Here is a 14,480-nt window from a genome sequence, read left to right as displayed (position 1 = left end):
CCGGTGGGGCGCCCGCCCTTCCGGCCCGGCCCGCCCCCCGCCCTGGGGGGGGCCGCCCCGCCCACGCTGCAGGTGCGCCAGCTGGCGGGCGAGCGCATGGTGCTGTTCTCGCGCCAGGTCTCGCCCGACTACCACCAGCAGATCTGGCAGATCTGCCAGAGCGAGGGCTTCACGCCCGACCTGCACCACGAGGTGCGGCACTGGCTGTCGGTGCTGTCCATGGTGTCGCTGGGCCAGGGCGTGTCCCTGGTTCCGTCCTGCCTGCAGCGCGTGGGCTTTCCGGGGCTGGCCTTCGTGCCCATCCAGGGCCGGCACCCGCAGTCGCAGATGCAGGCCATGTGGCACCCGGGCCATGTGCAGCCCCTGGTCGAATCGCTGCTGGCCCACCTGCGCGACAGCGTGGGCAGGCTGGGACAGCAGCCATAAACGCCACACCCTTGCTCAGTTCACCATGTCCAAAACTGGCGTGGCCCAAAAGCGAGGGACACCGAGCAAGGGCCGCCCCGCCGCCAGGGTGTCGTCCCCCTTCCAGGGGGAAGCCGCATAGCGGCTCAGGTGGTTTCCAACTTCATTCAAGGAGCTGCCTGAGAACGTACGGCAGGATGCCGCCGTGCCGGTAGTAGTCCACCTCGATGGGCGTGTCGATGCGCAGCTTGACCACCACGGTCTGCTTGCTGCCATCGGCACGCGTGATCACCAGCTGGGCCTCGCTTTGCGGCGCCAGGTCGGCGGCGGGAATCACTTCCACGAACTCCTCGCCCGTCAGGCCCAGGGTCTGCCAGCTGTCCGTGCCCAGGAACTGCAGCGGCAGCACGCCCATGCCCACCAGGTTGGAACGGTGGATGCGCTCGAAGCTGCGCGCCACCACGGCCTTGATGCCCAGCAGCTGCGTGCCCTTGGCGGCCCAGTCGCGGCTCGATCCCGTGCCGTATTCCTCGCCCGCGAAGATCACGGTGGCACGGCCCTCGGCCTGGTACTTCATGGCCGCGTCGTAGATGGGCATCTTGGTGACCTGGCCCGTGCCGTCGCGGTACAGCGTCAGGCCGCCCTCCTCGCGCGAGCCATCGGCCTGCGCCGGAATCATCAGGTTCTTGATGCGCACGTTGGCAAAGGTGCCGCGCATCATCACCTCATGGTTGCCGCGCCGCGAGCCGTAGCTGTTGAAGTCGGCCTTTTGCACGCCGTGGGCCAGCAGCCACTGGCCTGCGGGCGAGCTTTCCTTGATGGAGCCGGCCGGCGAGATGTGGTCGGTGGTGATGGAGTCGCCGAACAGCGCCATCACGCGCGCGCCGTGCACCACGTAGGGGTTGGAGCCTTCGGCGCCGGCAGCACCGGCGGCGGGCGCGTCCAGCTGGAGCCGGAAATCATCGAAGAACGGCGGCTCGGCAATGTAGGTGCTCTCGGGCCAGGTATAGGTGGCGCCCGTCACGCCGTGGATCTTTTCCCAGAGCTTGCCGGGCTCGGAGCGCACCTTCTCGTAGTTCTCGCGGAAGGCCTTGCCGTTCATGGCGTACTTCATCAGCGCATGGATCTCTTCGCTGGTCGGCCAGATGTCGCCCAGGTAGATGTCACGGCCGTTCTTGCCCTGGCCCACGGGCTCGGTCATCAGGTCGCGGCGCACCGTGCCGGCAATGGCATAGGCCACGACCAGGGGCGGGCTGGCCAGGAAGTTGGCCTTGATGTTGGGGTGGATGCGCGCCTCGAAGTTGCGGTTGCCCGACAGCACGGCCGCGCAGACCAGGTCGTTGCTGGTGATGGCCTCGTTGAGCTCCGGCGTGAGGTCGCCCGCGTTGCCGATGCAGGTGGTGCAGCCGTAGCCGGCCAGCGCAAAGCCCAGCTTTTCCAGGTAGGGCAGCAGGCCGGCTTCGGTCAAATACTCGGTCACCACGCGCGAGCCCGGCGCCAGAGAGGTCTTGATGTGCGGCTGCACCGTGAGCCCGGCCTTCACCGCCTTCTTGGCCAGCAGGCCGGCGGCCAGCATCACGCTGGGGTTGGAGGTGTTGGTGCAGCTGGTGATGGCGGCAATCAGCACGTCGCCGTTGGCGATGCTCAGGCGCTTGGGCGGCGTGGGGGCATCGACCGGCGCCTCGCTGTGGGCGGCCTCCAGCTTGGGCTTGTTGGCCTCCATCTCGGCCAGCGAGCGCTGCGCGCCGGGCGGATGGGCCGGCGTCTCGGGCGCCACCTCGCCCTCGCCGCCACCCCCTACGCGAAAGCTCCGGCCCAGCCGTTCGATCGGCTGGTTGAACCCGTTGTGCGCCGCAGGGGCGCTGAACAGCTCATCGAACTTGGACGACACATTGCCCAGCTCGATGCGGTCCTGCGGGCGCTTGGGTCCGGCCAGGCTGGGCGCCACCGTGCCCAGGTCCAGGCGCACCACATGCGAGTAGTCGATCTCGCCGGCGGCCGGCACGCCGAACAGTTCCTGTGCACGGAAATAGCCCTCGAAGGCCTCGATCTCGGCCTTGCTGCGGCCCGTGCCCCTGAAGTAGTCGATGGTTTTTTCATCGACGGGGAAAAAGCCCATGGTGGCGCCGTACTCGGGCGCCATGTTGCCGATGGTGGCGCGGTCGGGCAGCGCCAGGGTGCGCGTGCCTTCGCCGAAGAACTCCACGAACTTGCCCACCACCTTCTCGCGGCGCAGGATCTCGGTCACCGACAGCACCAGGTCGGTGGCCGTCACGCCCTCGCGCAGCTGGCCCGACAGCTCGAAGCCCACCACATCGGGCGTGAGGAAGTACACGGGCTGGCCCAGCATGGCCGCCTCGGCCTCGATGCCGCCCACGCCCCAGCCCACCACGCCGATGCCGTTGATCATGGTCGTGTGGCTGTCCGTGCCCACCAGGGTGTCGGGGTAGTGCACGCCGTCCTTGGTCTTGTGCACGCCGCGCGCCAGGTACTCCAGGTTCACCTGGTGGACGATGCCGAAGCCCGGCGGCACCACGCCGAAGGTGTCGAAGGCCTGCATGCCCCACTTCATGAACTGGTAGCGCTCCTTGTTGCGCTGGAACTCCAGCTTCATGTTCAGGTCCAGCGCCTTCTTGGTGCCGAAGTAGTCCACCATGATGGAGTGGTCCACCACCAGGTCCACGGGCACCAGCGGCTCGATGGACTTGGGCTTCTTGCCCAGCCTGGCGGCCGTGCTGCGCATCGCGGCCAGGTCGGCCAGCAACGGCACGCCCGTGAAATCCTGCAGCACCACGCGCGATACCACGAAGGGGATCTCGTCCACGCGCTCGGCCTGGGGCTTCCAGTTCGCCAGCTGCTCCACATGCTCGCGCGTCACCTTGTTGCCATCGCAGTTGCGCAGCACGGACTCCAGCACGATGCGCAGCGACACGGGCAATCGCCGGACCTGTGGATATTGCCTTGCCAGTTCAGGCAGGGAGAAGAACTTGCCCTTCTTGCCCCCCGCCGCAGCAAAGGACTTGAGGGTGTTTTCATATTCGTGGCGCATCGTGAGACTCCTGGATGAAACTCTGGGAAGGCACATGCGCGCCGCCTTTTCCGGGCTGCTGGGCATGCACCAAGACTCTGATTTCCATTGTGCCCAGAAGTGCCCGCGGATGCTGTGGTCCATTGGCGATAGTCACACGCGGACAACGCTGTCCGCGCGGCAAAAGCGGCAGGCTTTCACGGGGCTGTCATCGAACCGGCCAGCGAAGCCCTGCTGCGCCACAACCCCGCGCACTGCAGATCGCCCAGCGCCACGCCGATGGCCGTCTGGCCCAGCACCCATGCCCAGCCTGCGGGCGCAGGCTCCAGCAAGCCGCTGTACAGCACCACGCCGCACGCCAGGGCCCAGCCGAAGTTGCCGAACACGGCAATGGCCACCAGCCCCCTGCTGCGCGGCATGCGGCGCGCGCCCCAGCCAGCCACGCAGGCCCAGGCCAGCAAGAAGCACCCCGTGCCCAGCAGCAGCGCCTGCGGCAAGCCCGTTGAAACGGCCAAGGGCTGCGAAAAAGCCAGCTGCACCGCGCCGGCCGCGGCGCAGCAGATGGCGTCGGCCCACAGGGTGCGGGGCAGGAAACGGGCATGGGAAAACATCGGCATCAGCACTCCTTGTGGATCGCCGGGCATGCACCTCGCAAGCCGGCCCCACCGATGCTCCGCCGCCACCGCCCCCCGAGTCCATGACCTGCCAGGTCATGCCAGCCCCGCTGGAGCAACTCCAGTCGCTATGCCACAATCCGCACCAGCCCCCTGTCACGGGGCCGGTGCTTGAAAACACCTTTGAAGAATAGCGGAGCGGCCTCCCCGATAGCGAGGCCTTGTCACGTCTGATTTGCTTGGATCGTGGGCGCTTGCCTGCATCCGAACGGTTTGGGACGGGATGGGGCTCACCGTAAGGCTGCCCGCACGACTATTCTCGTGTTTTCAACATCCCGTCCACCATTGCTGTGCTTGAAAACCCGGCCTGGTGGTTCAGTCTCGAATAGGAGCACGGAACCATGTACATCGCATCCATCTCGACGGCCCGCCTCACCTTTGCACGGAGAGCCGAGCCATGACACCCAGACCCCCACCCAGCGCCGAGCATTTCACCCAGGTCGTGACCGAGGTGGACCGCCTGGTGCAGCAAGGCTGTGCCGAGATCTCGGCACTCTCCCGCATGGCCCTGCTGTGGCTGGAAACGCCCGAGACCAGCAACCGCCTGGACGTACTCGCCAGCGCCCTGCGCACCATCCGCAACAGCGCCGACATGCTGGCCAGCGAAACCAGCGGCGAAGTCGTCGCCGTGGGCTGCTCCCACCACGTCAAAAGCAGCACAGCCCCCTGAACCGGGCCCAGCGCAGCAAAGGCCCGCACCAGCTCCCCGTATGCCAGCGCCTGCGTCGGGCCGCCTTCTTTAGCCTGACCTTTCTTGGCAAGAAAGGGCAGTCGGCTGCCGGGCCGAGACCCGGCCTCGAAAAACAACGGCCCGGCAGGGCCAAAACAAGCCCGCTGTAGTCATGACATGGCAACACGCGCACCGCCAACCACATCCCGCGTGCGCCTCAACCCAGTCCACTGCAACTCAGCCAACACCACAACCACCAGTGCCTGAGCCAACACCCACGCCACCCCCCAGGCAGACAACCCCAACCCACCAAACGCCAGCAGCGCAACACAGCCCGCAGCCCACCCCAAATTCCCCACAACCACCAGCCCGATCAACCGCCGCGGCACAGGCGAGCGCGCCGCCATCCACGCAGCCAGCAACGCATAGCCCAGCAAAAACCAGCCTGTGGACTGCAGCAGCGCCAGAGGCAACCCCGTCACATCCGACAGCGGCTGCCCCGCCACCAGTTGCAAGGCGCCCGAGGCGGCGCAGGAAGCAGCATCGGCCCACATCACGCGGGGCAGGAAACGGGGGGAAGCAAACATCGACATGGCGAACTCCTTGAGAGCAACAGGCACACACCGTGCATGCCATGGACTGCATGGTCCGCCGCAGGCTGCACAGGGTCGATAACCTCGCAGGTCATGGCCGCCACGCCGGCCCCGCCGCTACGATGCGGACCATGACCTCCACCGCCCATCCACCGTCCGCGCGCTCGCCCTTCGGCGACCATCTGCGCCACTGGCGCCAGCACCGCCGCCTGAGCCAGCAGGGCCTGGCGCTGGAGGCCGAGATCTCCACGCGCCACCTGAGCTATGTGGAAACCGGCCGCGCCCAGCCCAGCCGCGAGATGGTGCTGCGCCTGGTGGAGCGCCTGGGCGTGCCGCTGCGCGAGCGCAACGCGCTGCTGGTGGCCGCAGGCTATGCGCCCATGTACCAGGCCCGGCCGCTGGACCACCCGGACCTGGCCGCCGCGCGCCAGGCCGTGGACCTGGTGCTCAAGGGCCACGAACCCAATCCCGCCCTGGCCGTGGACCGGCACTGGAACCTGGTGGCCGCCAACGCCATCGTGCCGCTGCTGCTGGCCGGCGTGGCGCCCTGGCTGCTGGAGCCGCCCGTCAATGTGCTGCGCCTGAGCCTGCACCCCGAAGGCCTGGGCCCGCGCCTGGCCAATGCAGCCCATTGGCGCGCGCATCTGCTGCACCGCCTGCAGCAGCAGATTGCCGCCACGTCGGATGCTCAGCTGCAGGCGCTGCACGACGAGATTGCCGCCTACCCGTTCAAGGAAGATGAAGCGGACTCGCATGGCGCAGCACCTGCCAGCCACATCGCCGTGCCCTTCGCGCTGGACACCGACCATGGCCGGCTGAACTTCATCAGCACCATCACCATCTTCGGCACGCCGGTGGATGTGACGCTGCAGGAGCTGGCCGTGGAGTCGTTCTTTCCAGCGGATGCGCAGACGCAGGAGGTGCTGGGGCGGTTGAAGCAGGCTGCGTAAACCGAAAAGTACAGAGCCAGAAAGCAGCAAAGCCCGCCGAAGCGGGCTTTGCTCATGGAGCCGGATCAGGCCGGACTCAGGCGCTCACGCCCTTGGCCACGTCCGCGTACTCTTCGATCTGGTCGAAGTTCATGTAGCGGTAGACGCTGGACTTGTCGGCATCGATCACGCCCATTTCCTTGAGGTACTCCTCCTTGGTGGGCAGCTTGCCCAGGCGCGATGCGATGGCGGCCAGCTCGGCCGAGCCCAGGAACACGTTGGTGTTCTTGCCCAGGCGGTTGGGGAAGTTGCGGGTCGAGGTGGAGATCACCGTCGCGCCTTCGCGGACCTGGGCCTGGTTGCCCATGCACAGCGAGCAGCCCGGCATTTCGGTGCGGGCACCGGCCGTGCCGAAGGCGGCGTAGTGGCCTTCCTTGATCAGCTCGTTCTGGTCCATCTTGGTGGGCGGAGCCACCCACAGCTTGACGGGGATGTCGCGCTGGCCGCCCAGCAGCTTGGCTGCTGCGCGGAAGTGGCCGATGTTGGTCATGCACGAACCGATGAAGGCTTCATCGATCTTGGTGCCGGCCACTTCGGACAGGAACTTGGCGTCATCGGGATCGTTGGGGCAGCAGACGATGGGTTCCTTGATGTCGGCCAGGTCGATCTCGAACACGGCAGCGTATTCGGCGTCCTTGTCGGCTTCGAGCAGGTCGGGCTTGGCCAGCCAGGCTTCGACCTTCTCGATGCGGCGCTGCAGCGTCTTGGCGTCGGCGTAGCCGTCGGCGATCATGTTCTTCATCAGAACGATGTTCGAGGTCAGGTACTCCTTGATCGGCTCGGGGTTGAGCTTGATCGTGCAGCCGGCAGCCGAGCGCTCGGCCGAGGCGTCGGACAGCTCGAAGGCCTGTTCCACCTTCAGGTCGGGCAGGCCTTCGATTTCCAGGATGCGGCCCGAGAAGATGTTCTTCTTGCCGGCCTTGGCCACGGTCAGTGCGCCTGCCTTGATGGCGTACAGGGGAATGGCATGCACGAGGTCACGCAGGGTGACGCCGGGCTGCATTTCGCCCTTGAAGCGCACGAGCACGGACTCGGGCATGTCCAGGGGCATCACGCCCGTGGCGGCGCCGAAGGCCACCAGGCCGGAACCTGCGGGGAAGGAGATGCCGATGGGGAAGCGCGTGTGCGAGTCACCGCCCGTGCCCACGGTGTCGGGCAGCAGCAGGCGGTTGAGCCAGGAGTGGATCACGCCGTCACCGGGACGCAGGGCCACGCCGCCGCGGTTGCTGATGAAGGCAGGCAGCTCGCGGTGGGTCTTGACGTCCACGGGCTTGGGGTAGGCGGCCGTGTGGCAGAAGGACTGCATGACCATGTCGGCCGAGAAGCCCAGGCAGGCCAGGTCCTTGAGCTCGTCGCGGGTCATGGGGCCGGTGGTGTCCTGCGAACCCACGGTGGTCATGCGCGGCTCGCAGTAGGTACCGGGGCGCACGCCCTGGCCTTCCGGCAGGCCGACGGCGCGGCCGACCATCTTCTGGGCCAGCGTGAAGCCGGCGTTCGAAGCAGCGGGCGCCTGGGGCAGGCGGAACACGGTGGAGGCAGACAGGCCCAGGAATTCGCGGGCCTTGGCGGTCAGCGAACGGCCGATGATCAGGTTGATGCGGCCGCCGGCGCGCACTTCGTCGAACAGCACGTCGCTCTTGAGCTGGAACTCGGCGACGGTTTCGCCGTTCTTGACCAGCTTGCCGTCATAGGGCAGCACGTCGATGACGTCGCCCATTTCCAGCTTGGTGACATCGACTTCGATGGGCAGCGAGCCCGAATCTTCCTGCGTGTTGAAGAAGATGGGAGCGATCTTGCCGCCCAGGGTCACGCCGCCGAAGCGCTTGTTGGGCACGAAGGGGATGTCCTGGCCCGTGGCCCAGACGATGGAGTTGGTGGCCGACTTGCGCGAGGAGCCGGTGCCGACCACGTCGCCCACGTAGGCGACCAGGTGGCCCTTCTTCTTGAGGTCGTCGATGAACTGCATCGGGCCGCGCTTGCCGTCTTCCTCGGGCTTGAAGGCCGCGTCGGGACGGGTGTTCTTGAGCATGGCCAGGTAGTGCAGCGGGATGTCCGGACGGCTCCAGGCATCGGGCGCGGGCGACAGGTCGTCGGTGTTGGTCTCGCCGGGCACCTTGAAGACGGTGACGGTGATCTTCTTGTCCACTTCGGGGCGCGAGGTGAACCACTCGGCGTCAGCCCAGCTCTTCATGACTTCCTGGGCCTTGGCGTTGCCGGCCTTGGCCTTGGTGGCCACGTCGTTGAAGAAGTCGAACATCAGCAGCGTCTTCTTCAGCGCATCGGCGGCCACGCCGGCGACTTCGGCGTCGTCCAGCAGCTCGATCAGGGGATGCACGTTGTAGCCGCCCACCATGGTGCCCAGCAGCTCGGTGGCCTTGGCCTTGGAGATGAGAGCCACCTGGATGTCACCGTGGGCCACGGCTGCCAGGAAGCTGGCCTTGACCTTGGCGGCATCGTCCACGCCCGGAGGAACGCGGTGCGTGAGCAGGTCGAGCAGGAAGGCGTCCTCGCCAGCGGGCGGGTTCTTGATCAGCTCGATCAGTTCGGCAACCTGCTTGGCTTCCAGCGGCAGCGGGGGGATACCGAGCGCGGCGCGTTCGGCCACGTGGTCACGGTAGGCTTTCAACATGATTCTCTCTCCATGGTTTTCTAAAGTGGGGCTGCTTGCGGGACGCTCAGGTCCGGGCCTGGATTACTGGCCGGCGGGCTTGGGTGCTTCCAGCAGGCTGGGAGGCGGGTTCTTCTTGATGGCCTCGGCCACCTGAAGCTGATCGGGGCTCATGCATTCGTCGGCCAGGCGCTGGCCGACCTTCTGGTTCATGAGCATCGATTTGTTGGCGATCTGCAGCCAGACGGCGCCGGCATGCTTGTCTTCCAGGCGCACGGTGCCGGTCGAGGTCTTGACGGGCGACATGTGGTACTTGAAGCCCTTGCCGTCGATGTTGAAGTAACCCGGGTTGGCCTGGTCGGCCGTCACATTGACGAAGGCGCCCAGCTCGCAGGGGATGCGGCCGGTGTGCACGCGCTCGGAAATGGCCAGGTCTTCGGCGGACAGCGGCTGTTGGGCTGCAGTTGCGACGGCGGCCGCACCGCCGACGGCGGCAGCGCCGGCAGCGGCCTTGGCCGTGGTGGCCTTCTTGGCGGGGGCCTTCTTGGCCGCAGGCTTGGCAGCGGCCTTGGCCGGTGCCTTCTTTGCGGTGGCGGGCTCGGCGGCGCTGGCACCCAGGCCCATGGCCAGCAAGGGGGCTGCGATCAGGATGGAGGCGATAGCTGTCTTCATACGTTGGGCTCCTGCAAATTCCCGGTGTGGGCTAAGCAAGTGATTCTGATGCAAACCAGGGCTGCACCTGTGGGGGCAGCGCCTGGCCGGTCTGGTGGGCACGTGTGAGCAACTGCCAGAAATAGCGGTAGCTCGCCCGGTCATGTAATACACCATCCACGCTGACGGGCGCCCAATCGGCGGCCTCGGCGGCGGTAAGTATTTGTGCGGCCTGCGCCACTTCGTCGGCCTGGGGCGCGAAGGCGGCGAGGATGGGACGGATCTGGTCCGGGTGGATGCTCCACATGCGGGTATAGCCGAGCCGCCGTGACGCCTGTGTGGCAGCGGCCTGCAGCGCCTGTGGATTCCTGAACTCGGTGACCACGCAGTGCGAAGGCACCTTGCCGTGCGCGTGGCAGGCGGCCGCGATCTCCAGCTTGGCACGCACGACCAGCGGATGGTCGAACTGGCCGGCCGAGCCCATGGCCGAGGCGGGAATCGCGCCGCCATGGGCCGAGACGAAGTCCATCAGGCCGAAGGAAATGCTCTGCACGCGCGGGTGTGCGGCAATGTCGAAGGCGCGGTGCACGGCGGCGGGCGACTCGATGAGCACATGCAGCGGCAATTCGCGGCAGCCCAGTCGGCCCAGATGCCGCTCGGCCAGCAGCACGTCGTCCACGCTTTCCACCTTGGGCAGCATGAGATGGCACAGGCGGTCGCCGGCCTCGCCGACGATGATGTCCAGGTCCTGCGCGAAGCTGGCGTGGTCCACGGCATGCACGCGCGCAGCCACTCGGGCACCGGGCGCGGCATCGCGCGCCAGCGAGGCCACCAGGCGCGCATGGGCCGCCTCCTGGCCCACGGGGGCGCCATCTTCACAGTCCAGCGTGACGTCAAAGACGCAGGTGCCGAACTCGGCCATCATCTCGGCCTGCAGCTGCAGGCTCTTGCGCATGCGCACTTCCACGCCGCTGTAGTGGTCGCAGACGGGCAGGTGCAGGGCACCGCCCTGCGCATCGAGCAGCACCTGGGCCGGGTGTGCGCGAGAGGGTGTGGACGTGGCGGCGGTCATGGCTTGCGCTGGGCGACGATGAACAGGCGGGGGAAGGCCAGCAGGCGCCGGCCGTCGGCGCGCACGCCGTAGGCGGCGTCCACGCGGTTTTCGTATTCGGTGAGGAAGTCGGCCTGCAGGGCTTCGGGCAGCCCTTCGACGAAGGGCTTGAGGCCGGTGCCGCGCAGCCACTGGACGATGGCGCCGGCCGAGTCCATCGGATGCTGGTAGACGGTGTGCCAGACATCGACGGCGCCGGCCTCGACGCCGGCCTGCTCCTGCGGGCCGGCCAGCAGGTCGTAGTAGCTGCGGATGGGCAGGATGTCGGCCCGCACCTTGGCGGCATCGCCAATGTAGGCGGCAAATTTGGGCAGGCTGGCGATCTCGCGCATCACGCGGTGCGTGGCTTCCTGCCGGTTGTCAGGCATCTGTATCGCCAGCACGCCCCCTGGCGCCAGTTGGGCGAACAGGCGGGGTATCAGCGTTTCATGCTCCCCCACCCACTGGAGGGAGGCATTGGCATAAATCAGGTCGGGAGCGCTCTCGCCGGGGGCGGGCGTCCAGGAAGCAATGTCGGCCAGCGCGAAGCGGGCCTCAGGCAGATGCTGGCGCGCGGTGGCCAGCATCGCCTGGGAGTTGTCTATGCCGGTGATCGTGGCACCGGCATAGCGCTGTGCAAGCAGCTCGGTGGAATTGCCCGGCCCGCATCCCAGGTCCACCACATGGCGGGCCTGGGCCAAGGGCACACGCGCCAGCAGCTCGGCTGCGGGGCGCGTACGCTCATTGGCGAAACGCAGGTAAAGCGCGGGATTCCAGTCGAGCATGGCTTGCCGGCGGCTTACAGCAGGTGCTTGACGCCGTCCTGTTCGCCTTGCAGCTCGGCCAGGGTCTTGTCGATGCACTCTTGCGAGAAGGCGTCGATTTCCAGGCCTTCGACGATCTTGTACTCGCCGTTCTCGGTGGTGACCGGGAAGCCGAAGACGATGCCGGCGGGGATGCCGTATTCGCCGTTGGAGGGCACGCCCATGGTGACCCATTCGCCGCCCGAGCCCAGGGCCCAGTCGCGCATGTGGTCGATGGCAGCGTTGGCAGCCGAGGCAGCCGAGGACAGGCCACGAGCGGCAATGATGGCGGCGCCACGCTTGCCGACGGTGGGCAGGAACACGTCCTTGTTCCAGGCCTGGTCGTTGATCTTGGCCTTGACGCTTTCACCGTTGACGGTGGCGAAGCGGTAGTCGGCGTACATCGTGGGCGAGTGGTTGCCCCAGACGGTCAGCTTGCGGATGTCGCCCACCTTGAAGCCGGCCTTGGCAGCCAGCTGCGAGGCAGCGCGGTTGTGGTCCAGGCGCAGCATGGCGGTGAAGTTCTTGGCCGGCAGGTCCGGAGCCGACTTCATGGCGATGTAGGCGTTGGTGTTGGCGGGGTTGCCGACGACCAGCACCTTCACGTTGCGCGAGGCAGCGGCGTTCAGCGCCTTGCCCTGGGCCGTGAAGATCTGTGCGTTGGCAGCCAGCAGGTCGGCACGTTCCATGCCGGGGCCGCGGGGACGCGCGCCGACCAGCAGGGCGTAGTCGGTGTCCTTGAAGGCTTGCAGGGGGTCGGAGTGGGCTTCGATGCCGGCCAGCAGGGGGAAGGCGCAGTCTTCGAGTTCCATGATCACGCCCTTGAGCGCGTTCTGGGCCTTCTCGTCGGGAATCTCCAGCAGTTGCAGAATGACGGGCTGGTCCTTACCCAGCATTTCGCCGGAGGCGATGCGGAACAGCAGGGCGTAACCAATTTGACCGGCGGCACCGGTGACGGCGACACGAACGGGCTTCTTGCTCATGATGAAACTCCAGGGATGGGGAAAAAATCAGGTGTTATCGGCGCCAGGTCGCACCAGCGTCAGAAACCAGCAGCCCGTGCTCCGCAAACAACGCGAAAGTGTACTCCCGATTTCGAAGCCCGGTCAATTTGTCTTATGTCTTATATAAGATATGATCGACGTCTGTTTCCAAGTCTTTCATCTGCGTCGCCGGGAGCCTCCCCACCCCGAACTTTTCCATGCCAGTCCTGCCTCCCCTCGCCTCAGACAACGCCGCTCCCACCATCGGCGCGGGCGCATCGACCCCGGCCTTCAGCCCTTTGTATCAGCAGATCAAGGGACTGATACTGCAAAGCCTGGAAGCAGGCGAATGGCGGCCCGGCGAACTGATTCCCAGCGAAATGGAGCTGGCCTCGCGCTTTCGCGTGAGCCAGGGCACGGTGCGCAAGGCCATCGACGAGCTGGCTGCGGAGAACCTGGTGATGCGCCGCCAGGGCAAGGGCACCTTCGTGGCCACCCACGCGGCCCAGCATGTGCAGTACCGCTTCCTCAAGCTGCAGCCCGACGGCGGCGACCAGCAGGGCGAGGGCCGTGCCGAGCGCCGCATCATCGACTGCCGGCGCCTGCGCGCATCGGCGGACGTGGCGCGCGGCCTGGCGCTGCGCAGCGGCGACGCCGTGATGCATGTGCGCCGCGTGCTGTCGTTCTCCGCAATCCCGACCATTTTGGAAGACATCTGGCTGCCGGGCCACGCCTTCAAGGGCCTGACCGCCGAGCAGATGTCCGCCTACCAGGGCCCCACCTACGCCATGTTCGAGCTGGACTACGGCGTGCGCATGGTGCGCGCCGACGAAAAGATCCGCGCCGTCCTGCCCGAGGCAGAACAGGCCCTGCTGCTGGATGTCCCCAGCACCACGCCCCTGCTGAGCGTGGAGCGCACCGCTTACACATACAACGATGTTCCCATGGAGTTACGCCGTGGCCTGTACCGCACCGACACCCATCACTACCGCAACGCGCTGAGCTGAACGATCCGTTCCCCAGAGAAGCGGGCGAAAATACGCAATTCCCAGCAAAGCTGTTTTTATTGCATTGCAATAGAATTTTGCATCGCCGCCCCTGAGCGATTACGAAGCAGTTACATCCACGAAAGTACCCTGCCATGACTGAGCAAGCCAAAAAGCGGCCAGAGTTCCGCAACATCAACTTCTTCAAGGACCTCCCCACCTACCGGTTGCCGCCGGCCGGCATCGTGTCCATCCTGCACCGCATCAGCGGCCTGCTGATGTTCATCCTGCTGCCTTTCATCCTGTGGATGATGGACATGTCGCTGACTTCGGAGATCTCCTTCGACGGCTTCACCTCGGTTTTCGCGGGTCCCTTCGGATGGTTCCTCAAGCTCGTGTGCCTGGCATTGATCTGGGCCTACCTGCACCACTTTTGCGCCGGCGTCCGCCACCTGTTCATGGATGTGAACCACCACGCCGTCAACAAGCAGTTCGGCAAGTCCTCGGCCCTGGTGGTGCTGGTCCTGAGCGTTGGCCTGACCCTGATCCTGGGTGCCAAGCTGTTCGGCCTGTACTGATTCACGATCTCTCCCTCACGATAAGGAAAAAGAACCATGTCCGTGAATTACGGCTCCAAGCGCACCGTGGTCGGTGCGCACTACGGCATCCGCGACTGGATGGTGCAGCGCGTCACCGGCGTGCTGATGGCACTGTTCACCATCGTGCTGCTGGCCAAGCTGATCTTCAGCACCGGCTCCGTCGGCTATGACCTGTGGGCCGGCATCTTTGCCCCGCAGTGGATGAAGTTCCTGACCTTCGCCGTGATCGTCTCGCTGGCCTGGCACGTCTGGGTCGGCGTGCGCGACATCTGGATGGACTACGTCAAGCCCGTGGGCCTGCGCCTGGTGCTGAACGTTTTCACCCTGGTCTGGCTCGTCGGCTGCGCCGGCTGGGGCATCCAGATCCTGTGGCGTATCTGATAGAGACGCGGTCTCCACGA

The 14,480-nt window shown here is 66.3% G+C and carries 14 protein-coding genes; 6 read left to right on the top strand and 8 right to left on the bottom strand.

Translation table 11 applies throughout. The annotated features are described in order from the left end of the window. The coding region (locus IAE24_RS17610; protein ID WP_233630775.1) for a LysR substrate-binding domain-containing protein at positions 1-426 on the top strand (426 nt) is incomplete at its 5' end. A gap of 142 nt (positions 427-568) precedes the next feature. Here IAE24_RS17610 and IAE24_RS17605 read toward each other — a convergent pair. Together IAE24_RS17605 and IAE24_RS17600 are read right to left on the bottom strand one after the other, a co-directional pair. Next, a complete protein-coding gene (locus IAE24_RS17605) occupies positions 569-3,454 on the bottom strand; it encodes an aconitate hydratase (protein ID WP_199961265.1) in 2,886 nt (961 codons plus the stop codon). A 176-nt stretch (positions 3,455-3,630) separates the two neighbouring features. Beyond that, a complete protein-coding gene (locus tag IAE24_RS17600) occupies positions 3,631-4,050 on the bottom strand; it encodes a hypothetical protein (RefSeq protein ID WP_199961264.1) in 420 nt (139 codons plus the stop codon). A gap of 454 nt (positions 4,051-4,504) precedes the next feature. Here IAE24_RS17600 and IAE24_RS17595 point away from each other — a divergent pair, with 454 nt between their 5' ends. Continuing rightward, entirely contained in the window at positions 4,505-4,777 is a 273-nt protein-coding gene (locus IAE24_RS17595; RefSeq protein WP_012204360.1) for a hypothetical protein, read from the top strand. A gap of 170 nt (positions 4,778-4,947) precedes the next feature. Here the strand turns inward: IAE24_RS17595 and IAE24_RS17590 are convergent, their stop codons facing one another. Continuing rightward, positions 4,948-5,370, bottom strand: coding sequence for a hypothetical protein (locus IAE24_RS17590; RefSeq protein WP_199961263.1), 423 nt, complete (start codon positions 5,368-5,370; stop codon positions 4,948-4,950). A 131-nt stretch (positions 5,371-5,501) separates the two neighbouring features. Between IAE24_RS17590 and IAE24_RS17585 the strand changes: the two genes are divergently transcribed. Beyond that, the gene (locus tag IAE24_RS17585) at positions 5,502-6,320 is read left to right on the top strand and encodes a helix-turn-helix domain-containing protein (RefSeq protein WP_199961262.1); all 819 of its coding nucleotides are present in this window, start codon (positions 5,502-5,504) and stop codon (positions 6,318-6,320) included. 76 nt (positions 6,321-6,396) lie between these two features. On the opposite strand, the gene acnB is transcribed toward IAE24_RS17585, so the two are convergent. From acnB to IAE24_RS17560, 5 genes are all read right to left on the bottom strand, one after another. Beyond that, on the bottom strand, positions 6,397-8,988 hold the full coding sequence (gene acnB, locus IAE24_RS17580) for a bifunctional aconitate hydratase 2/2-methylisocitrate dehydratase (RefSeq protein ID WP_123692278.1): 2,592 nt from the start codon (positions 8,986-8,988) through the stop codon (positions 6,397-6,399). A 63-nt stretch (positions 8,989-9,051) separates the two neighbouring features. Further along, the gene (locus IAE24_RS17575) at positions 9,052-9,639 is read right to left on the bottom strand and encodes a hypothetical protein (protein ID WP_013803433.1); all 588 of its coding nucleotides are present in this window, start codon (positions 9,637-9,639) and stop codon (positions 9,052-9,054) included. Between the two features lie 31 nt (positions 9,640-9,670). After that, positions 9,671-10,690: an HpcH/HpaI aldolase/citrate lyase family protein gene (locus IAE24_RS17570; RefSeq protein ID WP_012204351.1), complete on the bottom strand. Its 1,020-nt coding sequence runs from the start codon at positions 10,688-10,690 to the stop codon at positions 9,671-9,673. Beyond that, on the bottom strand, positions 10,687-11,493 hold the full coding sequence (tam, locus tag IAE24_RS17565) for a trans-aconitate 2-methyltransferase (RefSeq protein ID WP_013803434.1): 807 nt from the start codon (positions 11,491-11,493) through the stop codon (positions 10,687-10,689). The genes IAE24_RS17570 and tam overlap by 4 nt, the downstream gene beginning before the upstream one ends. 14 nt (positions 11,494-11,507) lie before the next feature. Continuing rightward, the gene (locus IAE24_RS17560; RefSeq protein ID WP_013803435.1) at positions 11,508-12,494 is read right to left on the bottom strand and encodes a malate dehydrogenase; all 987 of its coding nucleotides are present in this window, start codon (positions 12,492-12,494) and stop codon (positions 11,508-11,510) included. A gap of 218 nt (positions 12,495-12,712) precedes the next feature. On the opposite strand from IAE24_RS17560, the gene IAE24_RS17555 reads away from it, so the two are divergent. The 3 genes from IAE24_RS17555 (at position 12,713) to sdhD (ending at position 14,460) form a co-directional block, all read left to right on the top strand. Beyond that, positions 12,713-13,501 (top strand): GntR family transcriptional regulator, encoded by a 789-nt coding sequence (locus IAE24_RS17555; protein WP_199961261.1) that lies wholly within the window; start codon positions 12,713-12,715, stop codon positions 13,499-13,501. A gap of 134 nt (positions 13,502-13,635) precedes the next feature. Continuing rightward, a complete protein-coding gene (gene sdhC, locus IAE24_RS17550) occupies positions 13,636-14,058 on the top strand; it encodes a succinate dehydrogenase, cytochrome b556 subunit (protein ID WP_012204347.1) in 423 nt (140 codons plus the stop codon). Positions 14,059-14,094: 36 nt separating this feature from the next. After that, on the top strand, positions 14,095-14,460 hold the full coding sequence (sdhD, locus tag IAE24_RS17545; protein WP_012204346.1) for a succinate dehydrogenase, hydrophobic membrane anchor protein: 366 nt from the start codon (positions 14,095-14,097) through the stop codon (positions 14,458-14,460). Positions 14,461-14,480 lie beyond the last annotated feature (20 nt).

The organism is Delftia sp. S65 (assembly GCF_016516495.1).
Classification (GTDB): Bacteria; Pseudomonadota; Gammaproteobacteria; order Burkholderiales; family Burkholderiaceae_C; genus Comamonas; species Comamonas acidovorans.
The sequence above is the reverse complement of the archived record's forward strand: the minus strand, read 5'-3'. Positions and strand labels throughout refer to the sequence as shown.

What these genes read in the sequence shown, in the direction of transcription:
- IAE24_RS17605 (WP_199961265.1), bottom strand. Translation starts at nt 3,454, where the DNA reads ATGCGCCACGAATATGAAAACACCCTCAAGTCCTTTGCTGCGGCGGGG.
- IAE24_RS17600 (WP_199961264.1), bottom strand. Translation starts at nt 4,050, where the DNA reads ATGCCGATGTTTTCCCATGCCCGTTTCCTGCCCCGCACCCTGTGGGCC.
- IAE24_RS17595 (WP_012204360.1), top strand. Translation starts at nt 4,505, where the DNA reads ATGACACCCAGACCCCCACCCAGCGCCGAGCATTTCACCCAGGTCGTG.
- IAE24_RS17590 (WP_199961263.1), bottom strand. Translation starts at nt 5,370, where the DNA reads ATGTCGATGTTTGCTTCCCCCCGTTTCCTGCCCCGCGTGATGTGGGCC.
- IAE24_RS17585 (WP_199961262.1), top strand. Translation starts at nt 5,502, where the DNA reads ATGACCTCCACCGCCCATCCACCGTCCGCGCGCTCGCCCTTCGGCGAC.
- acnB (WP_123692278.1), bottom strand. Translation starts at nt 8,988, where the DNA reads ATGTTGAAAGCCTACCGTGACCACGTGGCCGAACGCGCCGCGCTCGGT.
- IAE24_RS17575 (WP_013803433.1), bottom strand. Translation starts at nt 9,639, where the DNA reads ATGAAGACAGCTATCGCCTCCATCCTGATCGCAGCCCCCTTGCTGGCC.
- IAE24_RS17570 (WP_012204351.1), bottom strand. Translation starts at nt 10,690, where the DNA reads ATGACCGCCGCCACGTCCACACCCTCTCGCGCACACCCGGCCCAGGTG.
- tam (WP_013803434.1), bottom strand. Translation starts at nt 11,493, where the DNA reads ATGCTCGACTGGAATCCCGCGCTTTACCTGCGTTTCGCCAATGAGCGT.
- IAE24_RS17560 (WP_013803435.1), bottom strand. Translation starts at nt 12,494, where the DNA reads ATGAGCAAGAAGCCCGTTCGTGTCGCCGTCACCGGTGCCGCCGGTCAA.
- IAE24_RS17555 (WP_199961261.1), top strand. Translation starts at nt 12,713, where the DNA reads ATGCCAGTCCTGCCTCCCCTCGCCTCAGACAACGCCGCTCCCACCATC.
- sdhC (WP_012204347.1), top strand. Translation starts at nt 13,636, where the DNA reads ATGACTGAGCAAGCCAAAAAGCGGCCAGAGTTCCGCAACATCAACTTC.
- sdhD (WP_012204346.1), top strand. Translation starts at nt 14,095, where the DNA reads ATGTCCGTGAATTACGGCTCCAAGCGCACCGTGGTCGGTGCGCACTAC.